This window comes from Pseudoclavibacter helvolus, from assembly GCF_014191305.1.
GTDB lineage: Bacteria > Actinomycetota > Actinomycetes > Actinomycetales > Microbacteriaceae > Pseudoclavibacter > Pseudoclavibacter helvolus.
Genome location: NZ_JACHWJ010000004.1, coordinates 443,789 through 470,676, shown reverse-complemented (window position 1 = coordinate 470,676; position 26,888 = coordinate 443,789). Strand labels below are relative to the sequence as shown.

The following is a 26,888-nucleotide window of genomic DNA, read 5'->3' as shown; positions in this document are numbered from 1 at the left end:
GGCCGAAGTCGTCCTGAGTTGACGAGCACGCCAACTGGCGTGCAGTACTAACGATGCAAGACGGGGCCAGGGTCATCTCGACCCTGGCCCCGTTTTCGCTCCCGAACTCAGCGACGCTTCTTGAAGAGCGTGCCGAACACCCCTCGAACAACTTCTCGGACGATCGTCTGACCGGTGCGCGAGCCGAGCATGTCGCTGACGACGTTGCCGCTCCCCGCGTCCTGCCTCGACCGCGAGGTTGTGGTCGTTCGTGTCTGCGTGCGCGAGCGGGCGGCCTTCTCCGCACGCTCCCGCTCCTTCGCGTCCTTCGCCGCCTGCTTCTCAGCCTCGAGCGCCGCAGCCTCAGCCCGCTCGCGCTCAGCCGCGGCGTTCATCTTCGCCGTGAGCACCTCGTGTGCTGACTGCGGGTCGAGCACCTGCGAGTAGCGCGGGTACAGCGACGAGGAGGCGACGAGCTGCTGGAGTCCCGCCTCCGCGGTGGGAGACATCGAGGCCTGCGGGGCGCGCAGCCGCGTCCAGGCAACCGGAGACGGTGCGCCCTTCTCGTTCATGACGGTGACGATCGCCTCACCCGTCGCGAGTTGTGTAAGGACCTCCTCGAGGTCGTAGCCGCTCTTCGGGTAGGTGCGCACCGTCTGCCGGAGGGCCGTGGCGTCGTCCGGGGTGTGCGCTCGCAACTGGTGCTGGATGCGCGACCCGAGCTGGGCAAGCACGTCGTCCGGCACGTCCTTGGGCGTCTGGGTGACGAAGAAGATACCGACGCCCTTGGATCGGATGAGACGCACGGTCTGCGTGATCTGCTCGACGAACGCCTTGGAAGCTCCGGAGAACAGGAGGTGCGCCTCGTCGAAGAAGAAGACGAGCTTCGGCTTGTCGAGGTCGCCGACCTCCGGGAGCTCGTTGAACAGATCGGCGAGCAGCCACATCAGGAACGTGGAGAAGAGCGCCGGGTTGCTCGCCACACCGGGCAGCTCGAGGAGGCTCACAACCCCGCGACCGTCGTTCGTCACGCGCAGGAACTCGCGCGTGTCGATCTCAGTTTCTCCGAAGAAGATGTCGGCGCCCTGCTCCGAGAAGTTCACGAGCTCACGCAGGATCACGCCGACCGTCTGCTTCGAGAGTCCCCCGATCCCCTCGAGCTCGGCCTTGCCCTCAGCACTCGTGAGGTACTGCAGCACCGTCCGCAGGTCCGAGAGGTCGACAAGCGCGAGGCCCTGCTCATCCGCGAAATGGAAGACGAGACCGAGGCTCGACTCCTGCGTCTTGTTGAGGCCGAGCACCTTGGAGAGCATGAGCGGGCCGAAGCTCGAGACGGTCGCGCGGATCGGCACACCGATTCCGCGACCGCCGAGCGAGAACACCTCGGTGGGCGCTGCTGCGGGCGCCCAGTCCTGCCCGATGCCCCGCGTGCGAGCGAGCAGCTTGTCGTTTGGCTCGCCCGGGGTCGCGATTCCGGAAAGGTCTCCCTTGATGTCGGCCGCGAACACGGGCACCCCGGCTGCGGACAGCTGCTCCGCGAGTACCTGCAGGGTCTTCGTCTTGCCAGTGCCCGTCGCTCCGGCAACCAGGCCGTGCCGGTTCGTCATCGCGAGCGGGATGCGAACCGGGACGCCTGGCACCGCCTCACCGTTCACGATGGCGCCGATCTCGAGCGCCGGGGCCTCGAACGCGTAGCCAGCACGGACGGCCTCGAGCTGCTGCGCATCCAGTGGGCCCAGGACCTCCGTCACCGTTGCGGCGGCAACGGGCTCGGCTGGCGGCGCGACGGCCTCGGCGGCTTCAGCGTCGGCAACAGCAGCCTCGGCGGCTGCGGGCACGCCAGCTGCGGGCTCCGCTGCTGCGGGCTCGGCAGCGGCAGCTTCTGCCTCGGCGGCTGCGAGGGCGGCTGTGGCCTCTTCGAGTGCTCTGCGTGCGGCTTCGATACGGGCGTCGGCATCAGTCATGGCACCAGGCTAGTCACTCCTAGACTTGGTTCCATGCCTCAGCTCGAAGCGTCCGTGATCGTGCCCCTCCCCGTGGAGGAGGCCTTCGCGCTTGCCCACACGGTCGGAGAGGCGCGCAGCTGGGATCCCGGCGTCGTCCGCAGCGAGTACATCCGTGGTGCAGACGCGCCGGTTGTCGGCGCGCACTGCTTCACGAAGACCCCGGGCGGCCGGCGGATGATCCTGGAACTGCGCGTCGTGCACGCTCCGCTCGTGAGCGCGGCGGAGATGGTCAAGGGCCCGAACTGGCTGTCGTCGTTCGGCGAGGGCTGGCGATTCGAGGCTCTCGAAAGTGGCACGAAGGCGACGTGGAAGTTCACGTACAAGCTTGCCTCCCCACTCTTCGCCTCGACCATCGGCGCGGCGACGAAGCCCGTCTTCGAACACGAACTGCAGCAGCGGGCCGAGGCCTTCAAGACGCGGGCGGAGCAGATCGTCCAAGTCCGCTAGCTCGCGTGAGCACCGCGAGTCCGCCGATTGAGGACTGCGCCGGCTTCCGGCTCGCTAGGCGGCGGGCAGGTAGGCAGCCCACTCCGGCAACTCACGCTCGACGCTGCGGGGAGACCAGCCTGTGGCGCGCGGAGGACGAGGCGTGAGGCGAAGGCGCCACCCCATCTCCCCCGGCGTCTTGTCACCCTTCACGTTGTTGCACCTGAGGCAGCACGCGACGAGGTTTTCCCAGCTGTCGCGTCCGCCCCTCGAGCGCGGCAGGATGTGGTCGATCGTGTTCGCGAACCCGTCGCAGTAGCCGCAGCGGTTCGCGTCCCGGCGCAGGACACCCTTGCGGCTGACGGGCTGCATGCGAGCCATCGGGACCCGCACGTACCTGGTGAGCAGGATGACGCGAGGTCGCTCCCACACGCCGCTCGACCCGAGCACGGGGTGCTCCTCATCGACATCGATGACGTTGGCCTTGCCGTGCAACACGAGCACAAGCGCTCGTCTGTCGGAGACCACCCCGAGCGGTTCGTAGCCTGCGTTCAGGACGAGAGTTCGCATCGCGGACCTGCTTTCGCATCCGTACGAAAAAAGGGCACCGCCCGGATCGGCGGCACCCTTGAATCGAGTAGGTAGATGGACTGACGAGACTCGTCGGCCTGTATTCGTACGGTCTGACAGGCTTCACCGCTCTGGTAGACGTCGAGGGCTGAGCACGCGCGCGCATCCTTGGCGTGGATGCTGCTGCGTGCCCTCATTGACGCTCCCGAGTGTCGTCGATCTGGCATCAGCGTAGACCACGGATGCAAAATGCGGGAGGGGCGTCTTCACTTGTTCACGAGCCCGACAGGCACGAGACAGGAAGCCGCCCCTCCCGCATGAAGCAGGAGCAGGAGGTCAGAGGCGCACGAAGTAGTAGCTGCCGCCCGCGTCGAGGCCGCCGAGCTCGACCATGCGGCCCTCCGTCGGCGCGTCGATCATCTGGCCGTTGCCCGCGTAGATGCCAACGTGGAAGTTCGGGAAGATGACGAGGTCGCCCGGCTGTGGGTCGGAGACGCGCGTGCCCGCGGCGGCCTGCGCGCTGACGCCGTGTGCGACGTCGACGCCGTGGAGGCCGAACACGTACTTGACGAGTCCAGAGCAGTCGAAACCGTCCGGCGTCGCTCCCCCAAACACGTACGGAGAGACGCCGATGAACTGCGAAGCCGTCTCGACGACGCTCGCGCCGACAACGCTCTGGCCCGCGGTGCCGCTCGTGCCGCTCGCGTCTGCTGCGGTCGATTCTGCGGTCTGCTCCGGAGTCGCTACCGCGGCGACCTGGTCTGCGCTGAAGCTCACGACCGAGGTCTCGGTGCGGTCGGTGACGGTCTCAGGCGCCGGCACGGCTGGAGTCGCGTCCGCGACGGCATCGGCGATGGCCGCCTCGACGCTCGCCTGGTCGCTCTGCGCATCCGCGTTTGTGTCGTCGGATGTGCCGTCCTGCGCTGTGACGGCGCTGGAAAGGCTGGCCTCGTTGGCGGGGGCCGCCATGGTGCTCGGGACGATCGCGCCGACGGTCGTGACCGCGGCAAGCGAAGCTGCGACCGCGAGGCCGCCGGCAACGCGACGGCGCGCGACAAGCTGCTTCGGGCGGGGAGCCCGGACCGTCATGGCACGCTCGCCCGTGAAGGCGGCGGAGACGCGGGGAGCATCCGCTTCATCCTTGCCCGCCGAGGCCTGGGCGATGGGGACCTGACCGGCGGGGACGACGGAGAGGAGCGAGGTGATCGCGTTGCGCTCGATGCGCCCGGTCTCTTCGACTTTGGCTACGAAAGAGGCTTGGGGCTTCGCAACGGAGGCGAACGTCAGGGCGCTCAGCGCCTGCGTGGCATCTGCAACTGGGCGCACACCGGTCTGGCGTTCGATGGCGCGGGCCTCGCGACGAGTCAGCGTGGTGCTCATAGAGTTCCTTCGGGTGGAGCTGAGCACCAAACGGTGCCCTGGACTCCAACGAGCGTAACCGTTTATAACGGGAATGTCACGCTGAGGTCACAGAAGCATGTCAAAGAGTCACATTTTGATCACGACGAAACGACGCCTCACCCGGCAGTTGCTGGGTGAGGCGTCGTTCGTGTCGGCGGGCCGGTCCGCCCCAGGCGCTAGTTGAAGGTGTAGTACACCGGGTTGCTCCACCAGATGGAGCGGTACTGCACAACCTTGCCTCCGTACCCAGGAGAGTCGATGACCATGCCATCGCCGGCGTAGATGCCGAGGTGCGCCCCCGGCTGCACGACGAGGTCACCGGGCTGCGGGTTAGAGGTCTGACGAGCGCCGGCGATCTGGTTGCTCACAGACCCGGAGAGGGAGATCCCCTGCGTCGCGTACACGGCCTTCGTGAGGTCCGTGCAGGCGGGGAAGTACGAGCCGACGTAGCTGTGCGCAGCAGCGATCAGGCTCGAGGTGTCGACATTCCCAGACGGAGCCGCCTCTGATGCCCCGGAAGACGAGGACGTGGATGTGTTCTGACCGCTCGTGCCACCGCCGGACGAGGTGCTCGACGAGGTCGACGACTCCGCGACCGGCTCCTGAGTCGCCTCAGGGGTTGGCGCCGGAGTCGGCGTCTCGGCGACAGCAGCGAGGTCGTCACTCGAGATCGAGACAACCGTGGAGTCAGTACGGTCGACGGCAACCTCGGGAGCCGCAACGAGCGCGGCCTCCTCGCCCGAGGTGTCTTCGGCAGCCGGAACTGGATCAGCGTCCGGGGTTGTCGCGCTTGCTTCAGGTGACGTGGCGGCAACGAGATTGGCCTGGGACTGCACCTCGCTCTGCCCATCTGCGACTGCAGCAGGGACCACGATGCCTGCCGTTGCGGCGGCGGCGACGGTTGCTGCCGCCGCGAAGCTCGCCGCGGTGCGGCGACGACCACGGGCAACAAGCGCAGCGGGCTTGGCAGCCCGAATGCTCACTGGTCGTCCGGTGAACGCCTCGGAGATGTTGATGACCTCAGCAGTGGGCGCGTCGTCGCCAACCGCGTCGTACCCGAGGGGTTCCCGCCCAGCAGTCGGAGCAACAGGAAGGACGGACACGAGGGATCCGTGCTTGTTCCGTTCGATGCGAGCGGTGTCGTGAGCTGCTGGCGCAGGAGCCGAGGAACTCGAGAAGGCGGGGGCGGCCGATGCGATTTCGGCAACGGAAGCCTGGATGACTGGGGCGGAGACCCCGGCGACAGCCGCTGGAGTGATGGGTGCGGCCGCGGGGCGAACTCCGGTCTGGCGCTCGATCGCGCGGGCTTCGCGGCGGGTCAGCACCTTGGTGCTTTTCGTGGGCGGCGTGCTCGATGTGCTCAAGACTTCTCCTCCGGTGTTTTCGAACACCGTTGGAACCGGCATCCTCGACACGTCCGAGCCTACACAAAGGTCACAGAATTGTCACGGTGAGGTCACAAATCAGTGCACGAGTGATCACACGCCGGTAACGACGAAGCGCGCCCAGCCGAAGCTGGACGCGCTAGTCGAAGCGATTCGCTCGTTAGCGGAGCGTCACGTAGTAGGGGCTGCCCCATGAGATCGAGCGGTACTGGACGGAGCGTCCGCCGTAGCCCGGGTCGTCGATAACCATGCCGTTGCCGGCGTAGATTCCGATGTGCTCTCCTGGCCAGACGACGAGGTCGCCAGGCTGCGGGTTGGAGGTCGGGGTTCCCATTGCTGCCTGCGCGGACACGCCACGCGGGAGCGAGATGCCGACAGCTGCGTACGCGGCCTGGGTGAGCAGGTCGCAGACACCGAAGTAGCCGCCGACGTAGCTCATAGCCGCTGCGGAGACGCTCGAGGAGTCAACACTCTGCCCGCCGGTCGATGCGGTCGTGGTCTGGCCGGACGTGCTGCCACCGGTCGACGTGCTGCCGCCAGTGGAGGCGCGCGTGTCTGCCGTTGCAGTGGGCTCCGGAGTCGCGACGACTTCGGCGACCTGGTCGCTCGAGAGGGTGACGACGCTGGACTCGGTGCGGTCGACCGCAACCTCGGGCGCGGCGACGAGGTCGACGGAGACCTGCTCGGTGGCCGCATCTTCGGTGGCTTCGGCGGTCGCACTGGGCTCAGCCGAAGGAGCCTCGGTCTCGACCGTGGTGGCGCCAAGGAGGTTGGCCTGAGCCTGGCTGGCGTCGTTGCCATCGGCGACAGCCGCGGGAACGACGACGCCTGCCGTTGCGATAGCTGCAACCGTGGCAGCAGCCGCGAAGCTGCCAGCCGTGCGGCGTCGCTGACGCGTGACGAGTGCTGCGGGCTTCGCGGCACGGATGCTGACCGAGCGGCCGGTGAATGCCTCTGGGATCTCGATGACCTCAGCGAGCTTCGCCTCGGCCTCATCGCCGGCGACCTGCGGCAGTGCCGTGGTCGTCGGAAGTACGGAGACAAGCGCGCCGAGCTCGTTGCGCTCGATGTGCGCCGTGTCGTGCACGAAAGGCGCAGAGGCAGCCAGCACCGATGGCGCCGAGTTGATCTCTGCGACCGACGCCTCGATCACCGGCGCGGACACACCCGCGACACCGACAGTCGCCACTGGGCGCTGGCCCGTGCGGCGCTCGATCTCACGAGCCTGACGTCGCGTCAGCGGTGCCGTGGCGTTCGTAAAGTTTTCCAAGTCGTTCCTCCAGCGCCTGACTCAGGGAGCCGATCCCGCTCTTGCCTGTTACCAGGGGAAGCTAGGTCGAGGAGCGGGATACGGCGCCTCGGCCTGCCAGCTAGGCAGATTGCCTAGCTCATGACTCGCACAACACTAGTGGAAAAGCTGTGAATTGTCACGCTTAGGTGTCAGAACCCTAACGCCGAGGTAACGAACCCCGGAATGGAGCGGAAGTCAGGCGCTTGCAGGTCCGCAGAATGCGGAGGAGATCTTCAGCTGGCCGTGACCAGATCTCAGCCTAGCGCACCTTCGGGGCTCAGGACCGCATCCACGTAGACGTGCTCGGCCGTTTCGAGTGAGACCTCGACCCCGATGCCACCGGATACGGGGAGCAAGCCGATCCATGCGCCGCGACGCTGCAGCGTGACTTCGGTGCCCGGAAGCACTCCGGCCTCGCGCAGCAGCGTCAGCGTCTGCAGGTCAGACTGAACGGGCTCGCCGAGGCGACGGACCTTCGCGCGCACCGGCTCGGTCGACGTAGCGCCGCGCGCAGCCTCTTCGAGAAGTGTCGACACGCTCACGACTCCAGCAAGGAATTCCTCAGCAGGCTCAGCACCGAACTCATCGAGGCCGGGAATCGGAGTGCCGTACGGCGATTCGCTCGGGCGACCGAGCATCTCGAAGATCCTCTGCTCGGCCTCGTCGCTCATGACGTGCTCCCACCGGCAGGCCTCTTCGTGCACCTGCGCGAGGTCGAGCCCGATCACGTTGGCGAGTAGGCCCTCGGCGATGCGATGCTTCCGCAGCACTCGCGTTGCCTTGGCCCGGCCGTCAGTGGTGAGCACAAGCCTGCGGTCGCTGGCGACGGAGACGAGTCCGTCGCGCTCCATACGGGCGATCGTCTGCGACACCGTTGGACCCGAGTGGCCGAGCCGCTCGGAGATTCGAGCCCGAAGCGGGGTGATGCCCTCTTCCTCGAGGTCGAGAATGGTGCGGAGATACATCTCCGTGGTGTCCACCAGATTGGTCACGCCCCGCCACCTCCCGTTGCATTGGTTCGCCAAGCCTAGCGGCGAGCGAGGCCGCTTGCGCGCATAGGCTTGCAGCATGCCTGACATTCGCATCCCGACTGAGTTCATTCCGCTCGACGGCCGATTCGGCTGCGGCCCGTCGGTTGTACGGCCCGCACAGATCGATCACCTCGTTGCTGGCGCCACAAGTATCCTCGGCACCTCGCACCGCCAAGCCCCCGTGAAAGACCTGGTCGGCCGCGTCCGCTCTGGACTCTCCTCCCTCTACCGCCTTCCGGACGGCTACGAGGTCCTGCTCGGCAACGGCGGCTCGACGGCGTTCTGGGACTCGGCAGCGTTCGGCCTGATCTCCGAGCGCGCCCAGAACCTGACGTTCGGCGAGTTCGGCGGAAAGTTCGCCAAGGCTGCCGCCGCTCCGTGGCTCACGGCCCCGGATGTGCGCTCCTCAGCGCCTGGCACGATCGCCGCTCCCGAGGCCGTCGCGGGCGTCGACGTCTATGCGTGGCCGCACAACGAGACGTCGACGGGCGCCATGGCCCCCATCCGGCGCGTTCACGGCGACGATGGTGCCCTGACGGTCATCGACGCCACGAGCGCCGCGGGTGGCGTCGACATCGACATCAGCGAGACGGACGTCTACTACTTCGCGCCCCAGAAGAACTTCGGGTCTGACGGCGGCCTCTGGCTTGCCATCGCGTCGCCTGCCGCGATCGAGCGCATCGAGCGCATCGCGGCCTCTGATCGCTACATCCCCGACTTCCTGAAGCTCAGCCACGTCGTCGAGAACTCGCGCAAGAACCAGACGCTCAACACGCCCGCCATCTCGACGCTTCTGCTCCTCGAAGCGCAGCTCGACTGGATCAACGGCAACGGTGGCATCGCCTGGGCGGACAACCGCACCCGCACCTCCTCGGGGATCCTGTACGACTGGGCCGAGGCGTCCGAGTTCGCGACCCCGTTTGTCGCGAACCCCGCAGAGCGCTCGCAGGTCGTCACGACGATCGACTTCAATGACGACGTGGATGCCGCAGCCATCGCGGCGGCGCTCCGCGCGAACGGCATCGTCGACACCGAGCCGTACCGCAAGCTCGGCCGCAACCAGCTGCGCGTTGCGACGTTCACGTCGGTAGATCCCGACGACGTGCGCCGCCTCACAGGCGCCATCGACTACGTCGTGGAGCACCTGGCCTGACCCGAACCTCCGGGCGCGGAGCTGGCCAGAGGAGTACAAGAAGGGCGTCACCAGTAACTGCTGGTGACGCCCTTCTTGTGTGTGTTTGAGGTCCGCTGCTGTTCTTGAGGTGCGCTGCGCACCCCAAGGGCTACTGCTTTGCTTCGTCGCTTTCTGGCACGACTTCGTCGGCGTCAGGCTCGAAGTCCACGCCATCGAGCACATCGTCCATGTCGTCCGCGAACTCGCGGATATCGGCGGCCTCACCGAACTCGGCAGGCTCCTGTGCAGGCAACTCGTCTTCGCTGCGGGGCACAACAACAACCCTGCGCCGTTTGCCGCGAGACTTCGCCTTGGTCGGCTCGGCGACCTCTGCGATCTCTGCTTCGTCTGCAGCACGCTTCGGCTCGACGGGCTCGTCTTCGAGAGCCGCTTCGACGACAGGCGTCGCGTCGACCGCCTTGACGGCTTTCTTACGCTTCCGTCGCTCGGGCTTCACCGGCGCGACCTCATCCGACGCTCCGTCCGGCGCGACCTCGGCCCGCTCGCCTTCGGCGGCGTCAGGAGTCGCCTGTTCGACGCGCTTGCGGCGCGACTTCTTCGGCTTCTCAGTCGCAGGCGGGCCCTCAGCGCTCGAGGAGCCGGACTCCTCGCGTGCAGGCCCGTCACCCGCGGAGCTGTCCGCCTTGGCGTTCAGGTCAGCTACTGACTTCGCCTTCTTGGCTGACTTGTCCTTCTTGCGCTTCTTCTTCTTGGGCTTCTCGGCGTCGGCATCGGCATCGGTCGGAGCCTCGGCCGGTGCGCCGCCGTCTGCGGCAAGCGCATCCACGGACGCTTCCTCGCTCGCCTCCGGCGCCGTCGACTCGACCTCGGCTGCCCCGCCTGCACCGATGCGGCGGCGCGTCCGGGTGCGCCGGATGCGCTTGCTCGACTTAGGCGCGACCTCGTCGCTGGTCGACTCCGCACTCTCGTCGCCGCCCTCAACAGCCTCGCCAGCTTCGAGGAGCTGCGCCGCCTCGTAGTCAGCGAGTCGGTCAGACCAAGGCACCCAGGAAGGAGCGAGTAGCGCACCGTCGCCGGGGAGCAGCTCAGCCTCGAGGACCGTCGGCTCCGCCTGGTCGACCAGGCGCACGAGCGAGACGTTCCAGCGCCAGTCCGGGTAACCGGGCAGGCGCGTCGTGTACTGGAGCGTGTAGACGCCCTCGTCCTCTTCCGGGACGACGGCGATGAGCTCGCCGAGCTCCGAGGCCGGCGTCACGTCCAGCAGCGCCGCCCACGCGAGCCGTCGCGAGGGCTCGAGCTCAGCGGCGTCAAGGGCCACCCCGAGCGGGGCGGGAAGCACGGCCTCTTTCGTCATCAGGCGTCCAGGTCGTCCGCGACGCGCCGGAGCATCGCTGCGATCTTCGCGCCCTGCGGCTTCTCGGGGTAGCGACCGCGCCGCATTGCTCCGCCGACGGTGTCGAGCAGCTTCACGAGGTCCTCGATGATGACCGCCATGTCGTCTGGCGACTTGCGCTGGATGCGGGCGACGCTCGGGGGCGCCTCAAGAACTCGCACCGAGAGCGCCTGAGCGCCGCGTCGGCCGTCGGCGATGCCGAACTCGAGCTTCGTTCCAGGGCGCACCGACGAGGTTCCTGCTGGAAGCGCCGTCGCGTGCAGGAAGATCTCCTGACCGTCGTCGGCCGCAATGAAGCCGAATCCCTTGTCCTCGTCGTAGAACTTCACCTTGCCGGTGGGCATGGCCATCTCCTTGTTCGGCGCTCAAGGCACCAGATCGAACTTTCACAGGCGGGGCGGCGATCTTCGCTTCCCCTGGTCAGCCGCGGCGTGCGGCTGATCCGAACCAGTCTACGGTGGCGCGCATGTCGATTAGTCTGGTTCGGTGACCTCTTCCAACGGCGCCCCCATCGCGAAGGGCGAACGCATCCTCGCTTTCATGTCCCTCGGCATCGCGGCGATCTCCTTCATCGCGCTCCTCGTGCTGCTCGCGACGCCGCTCCTCGGCATCGAGGTCGACGCAACCAACCCGATCTGGCCGACGCTGCTGTTCGTCACGTACATCGGCTTCCCCGTCGCGTTCCTCCTTATCCTCTCGCTCATCATCTGGCGCATCGTCGCGAACCGGCGCTCGCGGGGCAGGTCCGAGAGCTGATAGACGCCTCCCCGAGCGCGCTGCGGGTTCTCCAGCTCCTCCGCAGCCTCGATCGCACCGACCTCGCCGGCCTCGCAGCCTGGCGCAGGCTGTCGCTGCGCGGCTCGAGCGGAGCCATGGACATCGCCGAGGCGCTCGCTGATGAGTCCGCCACACGCGAAGCCGTCGCCCGCCTCGGCTGGCGAGACGCCTCTCGACTCGCGTCGGGGACAGCGGAGGCGCTGCGAACAGCGAGGCTCCGTGGCCTCGCCGTCGGCACTCCCGAATCACCCGAGCTGCTCCCCGCTGCATCCGCCGCGCTCGCTGAGCTGCTCGCCAGTCCGGCTGGCAGCGAGACCGTCGACGAGGCGAGCCTGGCGCCGCTCCCCCAGTCCACGGAGCGCGCCCACGGTGCAGCCCAGCTCGCCGCAGACGCAATCGCTGCTCTCGACCTCGCGCCGCGTGCCTACCGGGACGGTCGCGGCGGCCTCCAGCTCGGTGCCACCACCGTTCGGCGCATTGCCGCCGAGTTGCACACCGAGCAGGCCGTACTGTCGCCGCTCTTCGAATGGATGCTCGCCCTCGGTCTCTGCAGTCCCGTCGCGGATGCCATGCGTCCGACAGCCGCCGGCAGAGTGTTCGGGCTGAGTGCCCCGCTCTCACGCTGGCGACAGCTCGCGGAGTGCTGGCTCGCCGAGCTCCGCGTGGAAGATCGTGCCGGGATACTGACCGACAGCAAGTCGTACGCGACGCCCAAGACCGAACTCCTGGGTCTGACGGTAGAAGGCCAGCTCAGCCAACTCGGTCTCCTGCTGACGCACGACGATCTCGGCGCAGCGGCCGATCTGCTCGCGGCCTCGCTCCCTGAGGAGGTCACGGGCGTCTACCTGCAGCCGGACCTCTCGATCATCGCGCCAGGCCCGCTCGCCCCAGCCGACGAGCAGGCTCTTCAGGCCGTCGCATCCCTCGAGCGGCGCGGTCTCGCGTCGAGCTACCGGCTCTCGGAGGCATCCGTCACGCACGCCCTCGGCACCGGACTCTCCATCTCCGAAATCGAGGCGACCCTCGCGAGGCTCTCCCTCACGGGCATCCCGCAGCCGGTGGAGTACCTGCTCCGCGAGGCCGCGAACCGCCACGGGCGGGTTCGCGTCCGCGAGCATCCGGTCAGGCCGGGCACCATCGTCACGAGCCAGGACCCGGCCCTCATGGACGCTCTCCGCGTGGATGCTGCGGTCGCGCCGCTCGGACTGCGACAGTCAGGTGAGGGAGCGCTGGTATCTTCCGCGTCACGCGACACGGTTGTGCTCATGCTGCTCGACGCGCGCTACCCCGCCAGCGCCGAGAACGCCACCGGGCAGCTTGTCCCCCTGCGTCCGAGGGAGACCGCCCCGGCGCGCGACCTGCGGCCGAGCGACGCCGCACTGCGATTCGCGGACGCCCTCCACGACGAAGCGACCAGACTCGACGCCGGTGACGACGCGCAGACGTGGGTGCAGCGACAGCTCGAAGTTGCCAGGCGAGCCAAGAGCGAGGTCACGGTCCGCGTCGACCTCGGCGGTGGCAAGGAGACAACCCTGCGCCTCGTGCCGATGAGTGTCGCCGCCGGACGACTGCGCGCAAGGGATCTTGCCGCCGACGTCGAGCGAACGCTTCCGATCAGGGCGATCCTCGAAGTGCAGCTCGCAGATACCCCCGACACGGAGTAAGCGGCCGCGCACACTAGTCGCCCGCACTCGGCAGCGCCAAGCACTCAGGCGCGCAAAGGTCGGCAGGTATGATTGACCGTTATGGCACTTGGACCGTTGATCGTACAGAGCGACAGAACTGTCCTGCTCGAAGTCGCCCATCCCGACGCCGAAGCCGCACGTCACGCGCTTGCTGTCTTCGCCGAGCTCGAGCGCGCTCCCGAGCACATCCACACCTACCGGATCACGCGACTCGGACTCTGGAACGCCCGCGCCGCCGGCCACGAGGCCGACGAGATGCTCGATGTACTCGAGCGTTTCGCGAAGTTCCCCGTGCCAGCGTCGGTCTCGGCGGAGATCCGCGAGACCGTGGCGCGCTACGGCAAGCTCGTGATCTCACGCGACGAGGACGGCGAGCTCGTCGTCTCGAGCGACGACCCGGCCGTGCTCCTGCAGATCTCCAAGGCCAAGCACGTCGCGCCACTCCTCGAGGGACCGACCGGCGAGTCCGGGTTCCGGGTTCAGGCCTGGGCGCGCGGCGAACTCAAGCAGCAACTCGTGAAGCTCGGATGGCCCGCGGAAGACCTGGCGGGCTACACACCGGGCACCCCGCACGCCATCGCGCTCGACGAGTCCGAGTGGCAGCTGCGCGACTACCAGCGCTCGGCCGTCGACCACTTCTTCGAGGGCGGGTCCGGGGTTGTTGTGCTCCCCTGCGGCGCCGGCAAGACCCTCGTGGGGGCAGGAGCCATGGCAACAGCGTCCACGAGCACGCTCATCCTCGTGACGAACACCGTCTCCGCGAGGCAATGGCGGGACGAGCTGCTCCGCCGGACCACGCTCACGGAAGACGAGATCGGTGAGTACTCGGGCGAGGTCAAGGAGATCAAGCCCGTCACGATCGCGACCTACCAGATCCTCACCGCGCGCCGGAAGGGCGTCTACACGCACCTTTCGCTCCTCGACGCCCTCGACTGGGGCCTCATCGTCTACGACGAGGTGCACCTGCTCCCTGCCCCGGTCTTCAAGCTCACGGCCGAGCTGCAGGCTCGCCGCCGCCTCGGTCTCACGGCGACCCTCGTCCGCGAAGACGGTCGCGAGGGCGACGTCTTCAGCCTCATCGGCCCAAAGCGCTTCGACGCCCCGTGGAAGGACATCGAGGCGCAGGGCTACATCTCGCCGGCCAAGTGCTACGAGGTACGCGTCGATCTGCCGTACGAGACCCGTATGGAGTACGCCGCCGCGAGCGACGATGAGCGCTACCGCATCGCAGCGACGGCGCCCGCGAAGCACGAACTCGTGAAGGCCCTCATCGCGAAGCACGAGGGTGAGAACATCCTCGTCATCGCGCAGTACCTCGATCAGATCGACAGCATCGCCGAAGAGTTGGGCGTTCCGAAGCTCACCGGCCAGACCCCCATCGCCGAGCGTGAGGAGCTCTTCCAGGCGTTCCGCGAAGGTCGCGAGAAGGTGCTCGTCGTCTCTAAGGTCGCCAACTTCTCAGTGGACTTGCCGGATGCATCCGTCGCCGTTCAGATCTCCGGCTCGTACGGCTCGAGGCAGGAAGAGGCGCAGCGCCTCGGCCGGCTGCTTCGTCCGAGCTCGACGGGTGTGACCGCCTCGTTCTACACGTTGGTCTCCCGCGAGACCGTCGACCAGGACTTCGCTCAGAACCGACAGCGCTTCCTCGCCGAGCAGGGCTACTCGTACGAGATCCTGGACGCCGACGCGATCCTGGCGCCCGCCTAGTCTCTGCTGATCGGGGCGGCCTTCGATCCCGGGGCCACTCGGACTTGACTCTGCACCAGGGTGCATGGCGCAGTTTGGCTTCATGACACGAACCCCAAGCACAAGCAAGGACCGAGCCCGGAGCATCGTTCGGGTCTCCGCCATCTATGGCCTCGTCGTCACGATCGGCTTCGCGTTCACTCCCACGACCGGGCTCATCTTCTCCGGGCTCGGCGCGCTGCAGGCCAGCCTCGGGCTCGGCGGTGAGCTCCCGGATGCGGACTCCCCGTCCACCATGATGTTCGCGAACCTCATGGGCGGCGTCGTCACGGTGTGGGCACTCTTCCGCATCTGCCGACCGTCGCTCATGGCGGGCGCGGCAGACACCGTGGCTCGGGCCCTCTTCTCGCTTGGCATGATCACGGCGCTCGCCGCGGGTGCCACCCCACTCGTCGGGGCCATGCTCCTGCTGGAGCTCGCTTGGGGCCTTGTCCAGGGCATCGCCGTGATCACGGCTCGGCGCGCTCGGCAGGCTGATGAGCCCAAGCTCGTAGTGTCCTCTCATGCGCATCGCTGAGTTCGCCGCCCACGCAGACGTCAAGATCTCGACCGTCCGCTTCTACGAACGACGCGGCGTCCTCGAGAGCCCGCCGCGCACGCAGGGCGGGTACCGCGACTACGACGAGCACGCCCTCGCCCGGCTGCGCTTCCTCCGCCGCGGCCAGGAGCTCAGCTTCACGCTCCAGCAGCTGGGCGACTTCGTCTCCATGTCGGCCGATGCCCGGGCGGGCACGGCAGATCCTGCTGACGTGCGCCGTGTTGCGACCGAGAAGCTGCTCGAGATCGACCACCGCATCCGAGATCTGGAGCGTACCCGCATCGCCACCACAGGGCTCCTCGCGGATCCGTGCCTCGACCCGACCGAGGCCTGCCCGATCATCGCCGCGCTTGCTGGGGAGCCCCGAGAGTCGCCAAGCCTGGTGCAGGCTGACTCAGGCGCGGGGCTCACACCCGAGCAAGCAGCTCCACGTGCGTCATGACAAACTCTGCATCGTCGTCCTGCGACCAAGCGGACCACGCGTCAACGATCCGCCTGAGATCTCCCGACGAGGCGATCCCCCGCGCCTTGGCGTCCTCCGCGAAGCGAGAAAGCGTGGCCCGCTCGGCCCACGTCGATCCCCACCATTCGCGCTCGTCGGCCGTAGCGAAGATCCATGCGCTGGCCGTGAGCCGAGCATCCTCGAGTCCAGCAGCTCGTGACCAGCTCTTGAGCAGCCTCCCCGCGTTCGGCTCGCCGTCGTTTGATCTGGCGACGCGGTCATAGACGGCGAGCCAATGGTCGAGTGCCGGCAGCTGCGGAGTCCACACGCACGTGCCGTAGTCGACGTCGCGCACTGCGACGAGCCCACCCGGTTTCGTCACTCGACGCATCTCACGGAGCGCCGCGACAGGATCGGCGAGATGCTGGAGCACCTGGTGCGCGTGCACCACGTCGAACTCGCCATCTGCGAAGTCGAGCGCGTAGACGTCGCCGAGTCGGAAGTCCGTCCGGGTATCGCCACGCGCCGCCGCAGCCGCACGAGCCGCCTCAAGTGGCTCCTCTACGACTTCGATGCCGATGACCTGGCCCGCCGAACCGGCCCGAGGGGCGAGATCGAGCGTGATCGAGCCGGGCCCGCAGCCGACGTCGAGCACGCGCATCCCTTCTCGGAGCTCGGGAAGCAGGTAGGCGGCCGAGTTCTCGGCCGTGCGTCGCCCGTGCGAGCGGAGCACGCTCCCGTGGTGCCCGTGGGTGTACCTGGGTGCAGCAGAGTCATCCATATCGGCACAGTAGTGCAGTCGCCACGGTGGGGATGCCGAGTGAAGGCGACCCAGAACATTAGCGCACCCGCATAGCGGAGACACCGCGCGCCGTCAGACTTCACTCAGACGGCGTCAAGATACTTAGTCCATGACTGATGGCCCCAAGATTCTCGTTGTTGACGACGAGCCAAACATCCGCGAACTCCTGTCGACCAGCCTGCGCTTCGCAGGGTTCATGGTGCGTGCCGTCGGCAACGGCGCCGCCGCGATCTCCGCTGTCATCGAGGAGGAGCCAGACCTCATCGTTCTCGACGTCATGCTCCCCGACATGAACGGGTTCGGCGTCACCAAGCGCCTCCGCGCTTCCGGGTACACGAGCCCCATCCTGTTCCTCACCGCCAAGGACGACACCGACGACAAGATCGAGGGACTCAACGCGGGAGGCGACGACTACGTCACCAAGCCGTTCAGCCTCGACGAGATCGTGGCACGCATCAAGGCCATCCTCCGTCGCACGATGCAGGCCGAAGAGGAAGCGGTCATCCGCACCGGCGAGCTGACGATGGACCAGGACACTCACGAGGTCTTCATCGGTGACGAGCCCATCGAGCTCTCCCCCACGGAGTTCAAGCTGCTGCGCTACCTCATGCTCAACCCGAACCGCGTGCTCTCGAAGGCGCAGATCCTCGACCACGTGTGGGAGTACGACTTCAACGGCGACGCCGGAATCGTCGAGTCCTACATCTCCTACCTGCGCCGCAAGCTCGACCAGTTCACCGAGGAGCCGCTCATCCAGACCAAGCGCGGCTTCGGCTACATGCTGAAGGTCTCCGGGGCCAAGGCCTAGCAGAGGTGGCCAGGCTCGGTCACGAGGGGAACTAGGCGGTGCCGTTCAAGGCCTGGCGCTGGGATCGGCTCTCGCTTCGCAACAAACTGACGATCGTCAACATCACGCTGTTGACGTTCGGCATTGTTGTCGCCGGAATCGGAACGACGCTCCTGCTTCGGCCGACTCTGGTCTCGCAGACCGACTCGCAGCTGAGCGTCTACGCGAGTGACCCGACGCAGTTCCTGGCCACCGATCCGTCGTCGCAGCTCTTCACGTACGACTCGGTTCGCATAGCGCCATCGACGCTGTACGTCGCCGTCGTCGATGCCGAGGGCAAGGTCGTCGTCGACAACTGGGGTCAGTGGCAACGCCCGCGCGCGATCGCGCCCGAGGTGCCTGCCGACGCCGCCAACCGCGGCAGCCAGAGCCTCTTCGACATGGAGGATCCGCTCGGCGCGAGCTGGCGGACGATCACGGTGCCCGAGGGCGAGTACGCGGCTGATCAGGTGCGGGGCACACTGCTCATAGCGGCCCCGCTCACCAGCGTGAACGCGACCATGGTCAATTTCCTCGCCATCTTCTTTGGCTTCGGGCTGACCGTCGTCATCTTCGGTGCGGCCCTGACCCGCGTGCTCGTCTCGGCGACCTTGCTGCCTTTGCGGCAGGTCGAGGCGACCGCCATGCAGTTCGCGTCAGGCGACTACTCACAACGCCTCCCAGCTGGCACACCGAACACCGAGGTCGGGCGGCTCTCCCGATCGCTCAACACCATGCTCGTGCGCATCGACCACGCCTTCGATGAGCGCACGCGCACCATCGCCCAGATGCGCAGGTTCGTTGGCGACGCCAGCCACGAGCTGCGCACACCCCTGGTCACCGTGCGGGGCTACGCCGAGCTCTACCGAATGGGAGCCCTCAACGACCCGGAGAAGGTCGGCCAGGCGATGGAACGGATCGAGAAGGAAGCCCTAAGAATGGGAGGCCTCGTCGAGGACCTCCTGCAGCTCGCGCGACTCGATGAGACCCGCGAGCTCGTCAAGGACGTCATCGACCTCGAACCGATCGCCGAAGACGCGGCGATGGACGCACACGCGACGGCCAAGGACAGGGTCGTGCGCGCCCTCCCGGTGCGCATCATCCAGGAACCGCAGGACGAGGCCGACTCGTCCGGGATGGCGACAACCGGCGAGCTGCCCGCCCCCGTCGAGGCGGAACCTGCCGCAGATGACGAGGCAGGTGCGCAAGAGGCCACCCCCGCGCGTCGCGCGATCTGGCGCCGCCGCCCTCTTCCCCGCCCAGCGCTCCGCGGCTTCCCGATCAGGCGAAAGGGAACCGAGCCGAGTGAGGTCGAGGGGGCCGAGGCCGACGAGGACTTCGGTGACGTGCCAGCGATGGTCCACGCGAACGAGGACAAGGTGCGACAGGCGATCTCGAACCTGCTTGGCAACGCCATGCGGTACACCCCGGAGGGGTCACCGCTCGAGGTCGGCGTCACCGTCGATCTGCCGAACCAGCTTGCGATCGTCGACATCATCGACCACGGCGAGGGAATCCCGCCCCAGATTCGGCAGAAGATCTTCGAGCGTTTCTGGCGCGCCGATACTTCGAGGGCCCGCGAGACGGGCGGCTCAGGACTCGGACTGTCGATCGTCTCCGCGATCATGAAGGCACACGACGGCGAGGTCGACGTGTTCGAGACGCCGGGCGGCGGAGCCACCTTCCGTCTAAAGTTCCCACTCCTCATGTCAGCGCCTGTGGATAGCGCTCCCTCCACAGCCCCGAACGCCTAACCGCGGCCCGACCGCCGACCCCCATAGCCTTCTCGAGAGGCGCCGCCGGAAGCCATCCGGCGGCCGACGAAGGAGGAACCACTATGGCCGTCTACATGGTCGACAGCGAACAACTGCAGCTCACGGTGACGAACACGCAGGCATCCATCGGTCGAGTGCAGGCGGAGGTCTCCGCTCTGCTCGCCAACTTGAACGCTCTGGAAGGCTCGTGGACCGGAGAGGCCGCGACCGCCTTCCAGGGACTTGTGCAGCAGTGGCGAGCGACGCAGGCGCAAGTGGAGTCGAGCATCTCCGCAATCAACAGCGCCCTCGGCAGCGCAAGCGCGAGCTACGGCACCGTCGAGGGCGACGTGCGGCGGCTCTTCAGCGTCTGACCGCTCCCGAGAACCCGGCAGGAGACCCACAGGGTCGAGACCTTTGGGGCACAACAAAGCGGGCGACTCCGTGAGGAGCCGCCCGCCTGTCTGCTTGCGCTAGGTGCTTAGAAGTCCATTCCAGCGCCCGGGTCCATCGCCGGTGCGCCAGCCTTCTCGGGCTTGTCAGCGACGACGACCTCGGTCGTCAGGAAGAGACCTGCGATCGACGCTGCGTTGAGCAGCGCGGAGCGCGTGACCTTCACTGGGTCGAGAACGCCCGCCTCGATGAGGTTGACGTACTCGCCGGTTGCGGCGTTGAGGCCCCAGCCATCTTCGAGTCCGGCGACCTTCTCGGCGACGACGCCCGGCTCGAGGCCAGCGTTCGTTGCGATCTGCTTGAGCGGAGCGAGGATACCGACCTTGACAATGTTCACGCCAGTCGCCTCGTCACCCTTGAGCTCGAGCTTGTCGAGCACGCGAGCGCCGGCCTGGATGAGCGCAACGCCACCACCGGCGACGATGCCCTCTTCGACGGCAGCCTTCGCGTTGCGGACGGCGTCCTCGATGCGGTGCTTGCGCTCCTTGAGCTCGACCTCGGTCGCAGCTCCGGCCTTGATGACGGCGACGCCACCGGCGAGCTTCGCGAGGCGCTCCTGGAGCTTCTCGCGGTCGTAGTCGCTGTCGCTGTTCTCGATCTCGGCGCGGATCTGCGCAACGCGGCCAGCGATCTGCTCGGGCGAGCCAGCGCCCTCGACGATCGTGGTCTCGTCCTTCGTGACGACGACCTTGCGAGCCGTGCCGAGGAGGTCGAGGGTCGTGTTCTCGAGCTTGAGGCCGACCTCTTCGCTGATGACCTGGCCACCGGTGAGGATGGCGATGTCCTGCAGCTGCGCCTTGCGGCGGTCGCCGAAGCCAGGAGCCTTGACGGCAACCGACTTGAAGATTCCGCGGACCTTGTTGACGATGAGCGTCGCGAGTGCTTCGCCCTCGACGTCCTCAGCGATGATGAGGAGCTGCTTGCCGGCCTGGATGACCTTGTCGACGACAGGCAGGAGGTCCTTGATGTTGGAGATCTTGCCGTTGACGATCAGGATGTACGCGTCTTCGAAGACGGCTTCCTGGCGCTCGGGGTCGGTGACGAAGTACTGCGACAGGTAGCCCTTGTCGAAGCGCATGCCCTCGGTCAGCTCGAGCGTGGTGCCGAAGGTGTTCGACTCCTCGACGGTGACGACGCCTTCCTTGCCGACCTTGTCGATCGCCTCGGCGATGATCTCGCCGATCTGTGCGTCAGCGGCCGAGATCGAGGCGGTAGCAGCGATCTGCTCCTTGGTCTCGACCTCCTTGGCGGAAGCGAGCAGCTCGGCGACGACGGCCTCGACGGCCTTCTCGATGCCGCGCTTGAGTGAGATGGGGTCTGCACCGGCAGCGACGTTGCGGAGGCCTTCGCGGACGAGCGCCTGAGCGAGGACGGTAGCCGTGGTCGTTCCGTCACCGGCGACGTCGTCGGTCTTCTTCGCGACCTCCTTGACGAGCTCTGCACCGATCTTTTCGAACGGGTCGTCGAGCTCGATCTCCTTGGCGATGGAGACGCCGTCGTTCGTGATCGTGGGCGCGCCCCACTTCTTCTCGAGCACGACATTGCGGCCGCGTGGGCCGAGCGTGACCTTGACCGCGTCGGCGAGCGTGTTCAGTCCACGCTCAAGCCCGCGACGGGCCTCTTCGTCAAAAGCAATGATCTTCGACATATGTGTACTGCGTCCTTTCCGGACGTGGTTCGTGAGGTTCGTGGTTGGCACTCGAACGAGGCGAGTGCAAGTCCATATTGGCACTCGCCCCTGTCGAGTGCAAGCCACCCCTGCCCCTTCTCGCTGCGGGCGAACGACAAGAGGAAACCACGCGTCGCACACGCAAAAACGGCGCCGACCCTTTCAGGGGTCGACGCCGTTTCTCGCTGCGGGTCAGAGCGCGCGCACGGACTCCGCCTGGGGGCCCTTGTCGCCGGCTCCGATCTCGAATTCGACCTTCTGTCCCTCTTCGAGAACGCGGTAACCCTGCATCTCGATGGCCTTGTAGTGCACGAACACATCCTGTGCCGCAGCGCCATCAAGCGCATCCACAGTGATGAAGCCGTAGCCCTTGTCAGCGTTGAACCACTTCACGGTTCCGTTCGCCATGTTTGTCTCCATTGCTCAGTAGTACTCGCCAGCGCCAGCCAGCGGAGCCCTGCATGCGTGCGAGGGGGACGAACGATGGTGCCCAGGACTCGAGCAAAATACTAGGTGGCGACCTGTTGAGCGTGGAAGCCCTCAGCGCGGATCACGTCACCTGGCGACGTTTTGACTCCAATTGTTCACACTGCTGGAACACAGAGGTGTCATTCCCCGGGGCAAATGAGCCTGGTACCTAGGGGACCGGAGCGAGCCTCCGAGAACTATCCGGCGAGGTCGAGTCCCACGATGACCACGATCGTGCCAGCGGCGGCGACGTTCGGGTCGAGGACGGCCGTTCCGCCACCGAGCGACTGCACGAGGGCGAGCGCCGCCGCCTCCTGTGACGCGTCGCTGTAGGAGACGGTTGTCGTCGCGTAGTCGGAGGTGGGAGCATCCGCAGTCTCGGTGACGTTCCACCCGGCGGCCGTGAGGTCCGAGGTGGTTCCGCCCGCGACGCCCGCGAGTTCCGTGCCGTTGAGCACCCTGACAGACACGTTCGGGTCGAGCTGCGGAACGACCTCAGCCGGAACCTCCTCGACGGGAGCCTCTTCCGTTGGCGTCTCGGTGGCCTCGGTCTCCGCCGACGGACTGAACGAGACGACGCCGTTGATGACCTGCATTGCTACCGCCGCGACGGCGACGATGACGACGACGGCGAGCAACCCCCACAGCCAGGAGGCGAGCTTTGCGAGGCGCGTTCGGGGAGCGCGATGCGCTCCCCGCCTGTCGAGCCTTGGTGGGATGTCGTCGAAGCGATCCTTGGGGTAATTCACGTGTCTACCGAATCCGTCCTGAGGTGGGAGAGGCGCTGGACATTCGCTGCTCGCGCCGCAGCTGGCGCTCATCCGCACGTCGCTCGCGCGCACGCCGCAGGCGGCCGACGAGCAACGGCTGATGCGCGAGCGCAGCTGGTGTCTCGATGAGCGTAGCGAGATTTCGGTAATACTGCGTCGTCGACCAGCCGAAACGGTCTCTGATCGCTGCCGCCTTCGCCGCGTTCTGCCGCGGATTCACCTCTTCGAAATCCAACAGAGCTCGCTCGAGGTCGCTGAGCTCCACGTCCCGTGCCATGCAGGAAGTGTACGAGGAAGGCTCACGGACTGGACTCACGCAACGCGCGTATGCTCATTCCTCCCTGGCCGCTCCCAGCGGTCTCGTCGATTTCCAGGAGGCACGGTGTCCTACGCCGTCAACAAGCCCGATTCCGAGTGGCGCGCTGAGCTCACGCCGCAGGAATACCACGTGCTGCGCGAAGCAGGCACTGAGCGCGCGTACACGGGCGAGCTCCTCGATGAGGGCCGCGCTGGCCTGTACACGTGCCGGGCCTGTGGCTCTGAGCTTTTCAAGGCCGGAACGAAGTTCGACTCCGGGTGCGGGTGGCCGAGCTTCTACGAGTCGGTGCGGCCGGATGCCGTCCAACTGCTCGAAGACCGCACGCTCGGAATGGTGCGCACCGAGGTCCGCTGCGCGAACTGCGGCTCCCACCTCGGCCACGTCTTCCCGGACGGCTTCGGCACGCCGACCGGCGACCGCTACTGCATGAACTCGCTCTCGCTCTCCTTCACACCGGAGGAAGAGGCTTCCGCCGAATAGGCCAACCCGCCTGATTGGCCATGCGGTGCACGAGTCGTGCGCCGCATGGCTATGATGGTGCCGCTGCGTCTGCAGCGTGCCGACTTAGCTCAGCTGGTAGAGCACCGCTCTTGTAAAGCGGATGTCGCGAGTTCGAACCTCGCAGTCGGCTCCACTCCGCGCCACGCGCCATTGCCACGTCTCGGCTTTGACCGCTTGGCCAGAGAAACGCGAAACCGCGCCAAACTATACTCGGCTGGATGCACGAGCACCCGACCGCGCAGCGCACCAAGCTCCCCCAGCGCACGCCCGCGAACCGCGGAGTTCTCGGGCTGACGATCGGCGCAGGACTCGTGCTCACGCTCATCGCGATCCGGACCCTGACGGCGTCGCTTGACGATCAGCCGGCGCTCGGACCGGTCACCGACTTCGTCACTCTCTCGCTCAGCGTCGTCATCGAGTCGATGCCGTTTATCGTGCTCGGTATCCTCCTGTCGATCGTGGTGCAGCACTGGCTCCCGCCCGGGTTCCTGATGCGCATCCTGCCCCAGACTCCCTGGCTTCGACGCGCCGTCATCTCCCTGTTCGGCATCGCCCTGCCCGTGTGCGAGTGTGGCAACGTCCCCCTCGCGCGCGGACTCGTGCTGCGCGGCTTCACCCCAGCCGAGTCGATCACGTTCCTCCTCGCCGCGCCGATTCTCAACCCCATCACGATCGTCACGACCTACCAGGCCTTCGGGTGGGACCACGGCATCCTGGCTACCCGCATCGTCGGAGGCTTCGTGATCGCGAACGTCATCGGGTTCCTCTTCAGCAGGCACCCGAAGCCGCAGGACCTGCTCACGCCGAGCTTCGCCGCAACCTGCGAGCTCGAGGCCAAGCACGGCCACGAGAACGGATCGAGCGTGCGCGACCGCTTCCGGGCAAGCGCGTCGATGTTCGGCGCAGAGACCTCGACGATGCTCCCCGCGCTGTTTGTCGGCTCAGCCATCGCCGGGGCCATTCAGGTCGGCGTCTCGCGCGACCTGCTCACGACGCTCGGCGAGCATCCTGTGCTCTCGGTACTTGTGCTCATGACGCTCGGCTTCGTGATCTCGATCTGCGCCAACGTCGACGCGTTCTTCGCCCTCTCGTTTGTTGGAACCTTCATGCCAGGCGGCATCGTCGCGTTCCTCGTGATGGGGCCCATGATCGACGTCAAGATGCTCGCGCTCATGCGCACGACCTACACAAGCGCGGTCCTGGCGCGCATCACCCTCATCGTCGCGCTGTCGGCCTTCACGCTTGGACTCGGAGTGAATCTCATTGCTTGAACGACTGCTCTCCAGGTGGCGCGGCGTCGCCCTTACGCTCTTCACCGTCGTCGCGACCGTGTGGCTCTCGATGACCGGCGGACTCTCGCTCTACATCCACCCTCGCTACTTCGTCTTCACGTCGATCATGGCGGTCATCGGCGGCATCCTCGCGATCGCCGCGATCGCGGTGACGCCTGCGCGCGACGGGCATGACCACGAGGGCGGCCACGACCACTCGCACGAGTCGGATGCGCTCGGTTCGTCACGTTCGAGGCGCCACAACCGCCGCCCGCGCCTGGGCGCGCGGCAGCGCATCGCCGTCATCGCCTCGACCACCGTCACGCTGCTCGTCGTCGCCACTGCGTTTGTTGCGCTCATCGTCGCGCCACCCGTGACGCTCAGCTCCGCCGCCGTCGAGAACCGTTCCCTCAACGCCAACGCGCAGACCGTCGACTCCCCCATCGACGAAGGCGAGACCCTGCGCGGTCGGGACACAAGTTCCTTCACCGTGAAGGACTGGGCAGCCATGCTCCGCCAGGGTGACGGCGAGCAGCAGGTCATGGGTGAACGCGCCAAGCTCGTCGGCTTCGTGACCGTCGACCCGGATGCGCCTGACGCGTTCATCCTCGCCCGCTTCGTCGTGAACTGCTGCGCCATCGATGCAGCCCCGGTCGGCGTCGCCGTCCACCAGCCCGGCTGGCAGGCGAACTACCCCGTCGACTCGTGGGTCGAGGTGGATGGCGCGTTTGTCACGAACCCGAGCGCTTCCAGCGCGGAGCCTGTTGCGCTCATGCCGACAACGGTCACCGCCATCGACCAGCCGAGCGACCCGTATGTCTACTGATCTCGGCTCGCCAGGTCGCCGCACCGCCGGGAGCTTCCGGAAGACGTTCATTCTGGCCGTCGTCGTGCTTGCGCTGCTGGCGGCGGGGCTCGCCGTCGGCAACATCTTGCAGGGGCCCCGCGTCGCGTCGACGGCGGTCAATGCCGTCGGCACCGTCGAGCAGCAGGGCACGCGCCTCGTACTCACGCCCAACCAGCGCCTCCGCGAGATCGACCCGGCGCAGGTTGTGCTCGAGCCCGCGGCCGAATACAGCCTGACCCAGGACAACGGCACGATCACGGTGACGTTCGAGCAACTGCTCGCGTACGACACGAGCTACACGCTCACTGTCGCCGACGCGGTGAGCTCCTCCACCGGGGTGTCCTCGACGCTCGAAGCCGAGTTCACGACGCCTCAGCTCGAGGTGTCGACGCTTGTGCGCGGCGCGATCTCCACGAGCGGCAGCCTCGAGGATCGAGTCATCGAGACGAACGTCTCAGGCGGCGGCGAGCCGCGCATCCTCTTCACCGCCCCACGCATCCAGGAGTACGCGCTGACCGACGCGTTTGTCGCGGTCATCGAGCAGGACACCGCGGGCCTCGGCACCGTCGGGGTTGCTCCCCGCGCCGAGCCCGGCCCGGCCGTGCCCCTCAACGTGGACGCGACGGGCAGCTTCTCGAGTCTCGCAGCGGATGCGGAGAGCGGGCTCATCGGGTTCGTCATCGACGGCCAGCACGCCGACGGGCAGACCGAGCTCGTGCGCTCGCTGTACGTCTTCGACACGAGCGACACGTCGTTCCGCCCGCAGCAGGTCACGGGCCACGACGGAACGCCGCTCATGGTGTCGACCTGGGCGTTTGCGCCTCGCACCGGGGCCCTCATCGCGCAGACGCTCGACGAGCAGCTCTTCCTCGTGAACGTACTGGCCGGAACGCCCGCCGAGTCGATCGGGCAGGCGCAGCACTTCCACGGGTTCGTTCCCGGCACGGCGACGGCCGTGACTTCAGGTGTCGGCGGCTACACGCTCTTCGACCTCAGCGCCGGCACCGCGGAACCCCTCACCCCGGCCCCGATGACGCTCAGCGAGACCCAGTACCTCACGCAGACGAGCGTCCTGGACCCGGAGGGCACCCAGATCTCGGCGGTGGCGGATGCAGCTGCCGGCCTCGCGGACGTCACGGTCGAGCTCGCCGACGCGTCGGGCCAGCGGACGCTCTTCGACCCGGGCGACAGCGGAGAGTGGCTCCGAGACGTCTGCATCTCCCCCAACGGTCAGTATTTGGCCGTTGAGACGGGCCTCGGCGCGCAGGGCCCAGACGGCTACGCAGTGCTCCCCGGCATGAAACAGTCGACGACCACCGTGATCGACATCGCGAGCGGTACCGAGCTGCGCCGGCTCACCGGCTTCCTGACGTCCTGGTGCCGCTGACGAGGACCCGCCCCGG

The 26,888-nt window shown here is 67.1% G+C and carries 27 protein-coding genes and 1 tRNA gene; 15 read left to right on the top strand and 13 right to left on the bottom strand.

Annotation, left to right across the window (positions count from 1 at the left end; genetic code table 11):
• Positions 1-107: 107 nt before the first annotated feature.
• Complete coding sequence (locus tag FHX72_RS14505) at positions 108-1,943, bottom strand: helicase HerA-like domain-containing protein (RefSeq protein WP_183625981.1); 1,836 nt, start codon at positions 1,941-1,943, stop codon at positions 108-110.
• Positions 1,944-1,976: 33 nt separating this feature from the next.
• On the opposite strand from FHX72_RS14505, the gene FHX72_RS14500 reads away from it, so the two are divergent.
• Entirely contained in the window at positions 1,977-2,432 is a 456-nt protein-coding gene (locus FHX72_RS14500; RefSeq protein ID WP_082805781.1) for a type II toxin-antitoxin system RatA family toxin, read from the top strand.
• A 54-nt stretch (positions 2,433-2,486) separates the two neighbouring features.
• Here the strand turns inward: FHX72_RS14500 and FHX72_RS14495 are convergent, their stop codons facing one another.
• The 5 genes from FHX72_RS14495 to FHX72_RS14475 form a co-directional block, all read right to left on the bottom strand.
• A complete protein-coding gene (locus tag FHX72_RS14495) occupies positions 2,487-2,981 on the bottom strand; it encodes an HNH endonuclease (protein ID WP_068484061.1) in 495 nt (164 codons plus the stop codon).
• 336 nt (positions 2,982-3,317) lie between these two features.
• Positions 3,318-4,361, bottom strand: coding sequence for a C40 family peptidase (locus FHX72_RS14490; protein ID WP_183625979.1), 1,044 nt, complete (start codon positions 4,359-4,361; stop codon positions 3,318-3,320).
• Positions 4,362-4,558: 197 nt separating this feature from the next.
• A complete protein-coding gene (locus FHX72_RS14485) occupies positions 4,559-5,746 on the bottom strand; it encodes an NlpC/P60 family protein (protein WP_183625977.1) in 1,188 nt (395 codons plus the stop codon).
• 181 nt (positions 5,747-5,927) lie between these two features.
• Entirely contained in the window at positions 5,928-7,037 is a 1,110-nt protein-coding gene (locus tag FHX72_RS18615) for a C40 family peptidase (protein ID WP_068479804.1), read from the bottom strand.
• 275 nt (positions 7,038-7,312) lie between these two features.
• The gene (locus FHX72_RS14475; protein ID WP_068479805.1) at positions 7,313-8,050 is read right to left on the bottom strand and encodes a metal-dependent transcriptional regulator; all 738 of its coding nucleotides are present in this window, start codon (positions 8,048-8,050) and stop codon (positions 7,313-7,315) included.
• 76 nt (positions 8,051-8,126) lie between these two features.
• On the opposite strand from FHX72_RS14475, the gene serC reads away from it, so the two are divergent.
• The gene (gene serC / locus FHX72_RS14470) at positions 8,127-9,242 is read left to right on the top strand and encodes a phosphoserine transaminase (protein ID WP_068479807.1); all 1,116 of its coding nucleotides are present in this window, start codon (positions 8,127-8,129) and stop codon (positions 9,240-9,242) included.
• Between the two features lie 130 nt (positions 9,243-9,372).
• Here serC and FHX72_RS14465 read toward each other — a convergent pair whose 3' ends face one another.
• The gene (locus FHX72_RS14465) at positions 9,373-10,578 is read right to left on the bottom strand and encodes a DUF3027 domain-containing protein (protein WP_183625975.1); all 1,206 of its coding nucleotides are present in this window, start codon (positions 10,576-10,578) and stop codon (positions 9,373-9,375) included.
• Positions 10,578-10,961: a cold-shock protein gene (locus tag FHX72_RS14460; RefSeq protein WP_104253894.1), complete on the bottom strand. Its 384-nt coding sequence runs from the start codon at positions 10,959-10,961 to the stop codon at positions 10,578-10,580. Before FHX72_RS14460 ends, FHX72_RS14465 begins: the two co-directional genes overlap by 1 nt.
• Positions 10,962-11,103: 142 nt before the next feature.
• Between FHX72_RS14460 and FHX72_RS14455 the strand changes: the two genes are divergently transcribed.
• The 5 genes from FHX72_RS14455 (at position 11,104) to FHX72_RS14435 (ending at position 15,805) form a co-directional block, all read left to right on the top strand.
• Positions 11,104-11,373 (top strand): hypothetical protein, encoded by a 270-nt coding sequence (locus FHX72_RS14455; protein ID WP_068479809.1) that lies wholly within the window; start codon positions 11,104-11,106, stop codon positions 11,371-11,373.
• A 116-nt stretch (positions 11,374-11,489) separates the two neighbouring features.
• Positions 11,490-13,058, top strand: a complete 1,569-nt coding sequence (locus tag FHX72_RS14450; RefSeq protein ID WP_183625973.1) for a helicase-associated domain-containing protein — start codon at positions 11,490-11,492, stop codon at positions 13,056-13,058.
• Positions 13,059-13,139: 81 nt separating this feature from the next.
• The gene (locus FHX72_RS14445; RefSeq protein ID WP_068479811.1) at positions 13,140-14,786 is read left to right on the top strand and encodes a DNA repair helicase XPB; all 1,647 of its coding nucleotides are present in this window, start codon (positions 13,140-13,142) and stop codon (positions 14,784-14,786) included.
• An 82-nt stretch (positions 14,787-14,868) separates the two neighbouring features.
• Positions 14,869-15,342: a hypothetical protein gene (locus tag FHX72_RS14440; protein ID WP_183625971.1), complete on the top strand. Its 474-nt coding sequence runs from the start codon at positions 14,869-14,871 to the stop codon at positions 15,340-15,342.
• Positions 15,329-15,805 (top strand): MerR family transcriptional regulator, encoded by a 477-nt coding sequence (locus FHX72_RS14435; RefSeq protein ID WP_183625969.1) that lies wholly within the window; start codon positions 15,329-15,331, stop codon positions 15,803-15,805. The genes FHX72_RS14440 and FHX72_RS14435 overlap by 14 nt, the downstream gene beginning before the upstream one ends.
• Here the strand turns inward: FHX72_RS14435 and FHX72_RS14430 are convergent.
• A complete protein-coding gene (locus FHX72_RS14430; RefSeq protein ID WP_183625967.1) occupies positions 15,771-16,586 on the bottom strand; it encodes a methyltransferase domain-containing protein in 816 nt (271 codons plus the stop codon). The two genes, FHX72_RS14435 and FHX72_RS14430, sit on opposite strands and share 35 nt — an antisense overlap.
• A gap of 130 nt (positions 16,587-16,716) precedes the next feature.
• Between FHX72_RS14430 and FHX72_RS14425 the strand changes: the two genes are divergently transcribed.
• The 3 genes from FHX72_RS14425 (at position 16,717) to FHX72_RS14415 (ending at position 19,561) form a co-directional block, all read left to right on the top strand.
• Entirely contained in the window at positions 16,717-17,415 is a 699-nt protein-coding gene (locus FHX72_RS14425) for a response regulator transcription factor (RefSeq protein ID WP_068479813.1), read from the top strand.
• A gap of 38 nt (positions 17,416-17,453) precedes the next feature.
• Positions 17,454-19,187: a sensor histidine kinase gene (locus tag FHX72_RS14420; protein WP_068479814.1), complete on the top strand. Its 1,734-nt coding sequence runs from the start codon at positions 17,454-17,456 to the stop codon at positions 19,185-19,187.
• A gap of 83 nt (positions 19,188-19,270) precedes the next feature.
• Positions 19,271-19,561: a WXG100 family type VII secretion target gene (locus FHX72_RS14415; protein ID WP_068479818.1), complete on the top strand. Its 291-nt coding sequence runs from the start codon at positions 19,271-19,273 to the stop codon at positions 19,559-19,561.
• Between the two features lie 107 nt (positions 19,562-19,668).
• Here the strand turns inward: FHX72_RS14415 and groL are convergent, their stop codons facing one another.
• The 4 genes from groL to FHX72_RS14395 all read right to left on the bottom strand — a co-directional run bounded on the left by groL (position 19,669) and on the right by FHX72_RS14395 (position 22,824).
• A complete protein-coding gene (gene groL, locus FHX72_RS14410; RefSeq protein ID WP_068479821.1) occupies positions 19,669-21,288 on the bottom strand; it encodes a chaperonin GroEL in 1,620 nt (539 codons plus the stop codon).
• 213 nt (positions 21,289-21,501) lie between these two features.
• The gene (locus tag FHX72_RS14405) at positions 21,502-21,717 is read right to left on the bottom strand and encodes a cold-shock protein (protein ID WP_068479823.1); all 216 of its coding nucleotides are present in this window, start codon (positions 21,715-21,717) and stop codon (positions 21,502-21,504) included.
• Positions 21,718-21,974: 257 nt separating this feature from the next.
• Entirely contained in the window at positions 21,975-22,526 is a 552-nt protein-coding gene (locus FHX72_RS14400; protein WP_068479825.1) for a LytR C-terminal domain-containing protein, read from the bottom strand.
• 4 nt (positions 22,527-22,530) lie between these two features.
• On the bottom strand, positions 22,531-22,824 hold the full coding sequence (locus tag FHX72_RS14395) for a DUF3263 domain-containing protein (protein ID WP_068479827.1): 294 nt from the start codon (positions 22,822-22,824) through the stop codon (positions 22,531-22,533).
• Between the two features lie 105 nt (positions 22,825-22,929).
• On the opposite strand from FHX72_RS14395, the gene msrB reads away from it, so the two are divergent.
• The 5 genes from msrB (at position 22,930) to FHX72_RS14370 (ending at position 26,872) form a co-directional block, all read left to right on the top strand.
• Complete coding sequence (gene msrB, locus FHX72_RS14390) at positions 22,930-23,346, top strand: peptide-methionine (R)-S-oxide reductase MsrB (RefSeq protein ID WP_068479829.1); 417 nt, start codon at positions 22,930-22,932, stop codon at positions 23,344-23,346.
• Between the two features lie 78 nt (positions 23,347-23,424).
• A tRNA-Thr gene (locus FHX72_RS14385) sits at positions 23,425-23,500 on the top strand.
• Between the two features lie 85 nt (positions 23,501-23,585).
• On the top strand, positions 23,586-24,638 hold the full coding sequence (locus FHX72_RS14380) for a permease (protein WP_183625965.1): 1,053 nt from the start codon (positions 23,586-23,588) through the stop codon (positions 24,636-24,638).
• On the top strand, positions 24,631-25,464 hold the full coding sequence (locus FHX72_RS14375) for a TIGR03943 family putative permease subunit (RefSeq protein WP_068479831.1): 834 nt from the start codon (positions 24,631-24,633) through the stop codon (positions 25,462-25,464). Before FHX72_RS14380 ends, FHX72_RS14375 begins: the two co-directional genes overlap by 8 nt.
• Positions 25,454-26,872 (top strand): hypothetical protein, encoded by a 1,419-nt coding sequence (locus FHX72_RS14370; protein ID WP_183625963.1) that lies wholly within the window; start codon positions 25,454-25,456, stop codon positions 26,870-26,872. The genes FHX72_RS14375 and FHX72_RS14370 overlap by 11 nt, the downstream gene beginning before the upstream one ends.
• The last annotated feature ends 16 nt before the right edge of the window (positions 26,873-26,888 follow it).

What these genes read in the sequence shown, in the direction of transcription:
- FHX72_RS14505 (WP_183625981.1), bottom strand. Translation starts at nt 1,943, where the DNA reads ATGACTGATGCCGACGCCCGTATCGAAGCCGCACGCAGAGCACTCGAA.
- FHX72_RS14500 (WP_082805781.1), top strand. Translation starts at nt 1,977, where the DNA reads ATGCCTCAGCTCGAAGCGTCCGTGATCGTGCCCCTCCCCGTGGAGGAG.
- FHX72_RS14495 (WP_068484061.1), bottom strand. Translation starts at nt 2,981, where the DNA reads ATGCGAACTCTCGTCCTGAACGCAGGCTACGAACCGCTCGGGGTGGTC.
- FHX72_RS14490 (WP_183625979.1), bottom strand. Translation starts at nt 4,361, where the DNA reads ATGAGCACCACGCTGACTCGTCGCGAGGCCCGCGCCATCGAACGCCAG.
- serC (WP_068479807.1), top strand. Translation starts at nt 8,127, where the DNA reads ATGCCTGACATTCGCATCCCGACTGAGTTCATTCCGCTCGACGGCCGA.
- FHX72_RS14465 (WP_183625975.1), bottom strand. Translation starts at nt 10,578, where the DNA reads ATGACGAAAGAGGCCGTGCTTCCCGCCCCGCTCGGGGTGGCCCTTGAC.
- FHX72_RS14460 (WP_104253894.1), bottom strand. Translation starts at nt 10,961, where the DNA reads ATGCCCACCGGCAAGGTGAAGTTCTACGACGAGGACAAGGGATTCGGC.
- FHX72_RS14450 (WP_183625973.1), top strand. Translation starts at nt 11,490, where the DNA reads ATGGACATCGCCGAGGCGCTCGCTGATGAGTCCGCCACACGCGAAGCC.
- FHX72_RS14445 (WP_068479811.1), top strand. Translation starts at nt 13,140, where the DNA reads ATGGCACTTGGACCGTTGATCGTACAGAGCGACAGAACTGTCCTGCTC.
- FHX72_RS14440 (WP_183625971.1), top strand. Translation starts at nt 14,869, where the DNA reads ATGACACGAACCCCAAGCACAAGCAAGGACCGAGCCCGGAGCATCGTT.
- FHX72_RS14435 (WP_183625969.1), top strand. Translation starts at nt 15,329, where the DNA reads ATGCGCATCGCTGAGTTCGCCGCCCACGCAGACGTCAAGATCTCGACC.
- FHX72_RS14430 (WP_183625967.1), bottom strand. Translation starts at nt 16,586, where the DNA reads ATGGATGACTCTGCTGCACCCAGGTACACCCACGGGCACCACGGGAGC.
- FHX72_RS14425 (WP_068479813.1), top strand. Translation starts at nt 16,717, where the DNA reads ATGACTGATGGCCCCAAGATTCTCGTTGTTGACGACGAGCCAAACATC.
- FHX72_RS14415 (WP_068479818.1), top strand. Translation starts at nt 19,271, where the DNA reads ATGGCCGTCTACATGGTCGACAGCGAACAACTGCAGCTCACGGTGACG.
- groL (WP_068479821.1), bottom strand. Translation starts at nt 21,288, where the DNA reads ATGTCGAAGATCATTGCTTTTGACGAAGAGGCCCGTCGCGGGCTTGAG.
- FHX72_RS14405 (WP_068479823.1), bottom strand. Translation starts at nt 21,717, where the DNA reads ATGGCGAACGGAACCGTGAAGTGGTTCAACGCTGACAAGGGCTACGGC.
- FHX72_RS14395 (WP_068479827.1), bottom strand. Translation starts at nt 22,824, where the DNA reads ATGGCACGGGACGTGGAGCTCAGCGACCTCGAGCGAGCTCTGTTGGAT.
- FHX72_RS14380 (WP_183625965.1), top strand. Translation starts at nt 23,586, where the DNA reads ATGCACGAGCACCCGACCGCGCAGCGCACCAAGCTCCCCCAGCGCACG.
- FHX72_RS14370 (WP_183625963.1), top strand. Translation starts at nt 25,454, where the DNA reads ATGTCTACTGATCTCGGCTCGCCAGGTCGCCGCACCGCCGGGAGCTTC.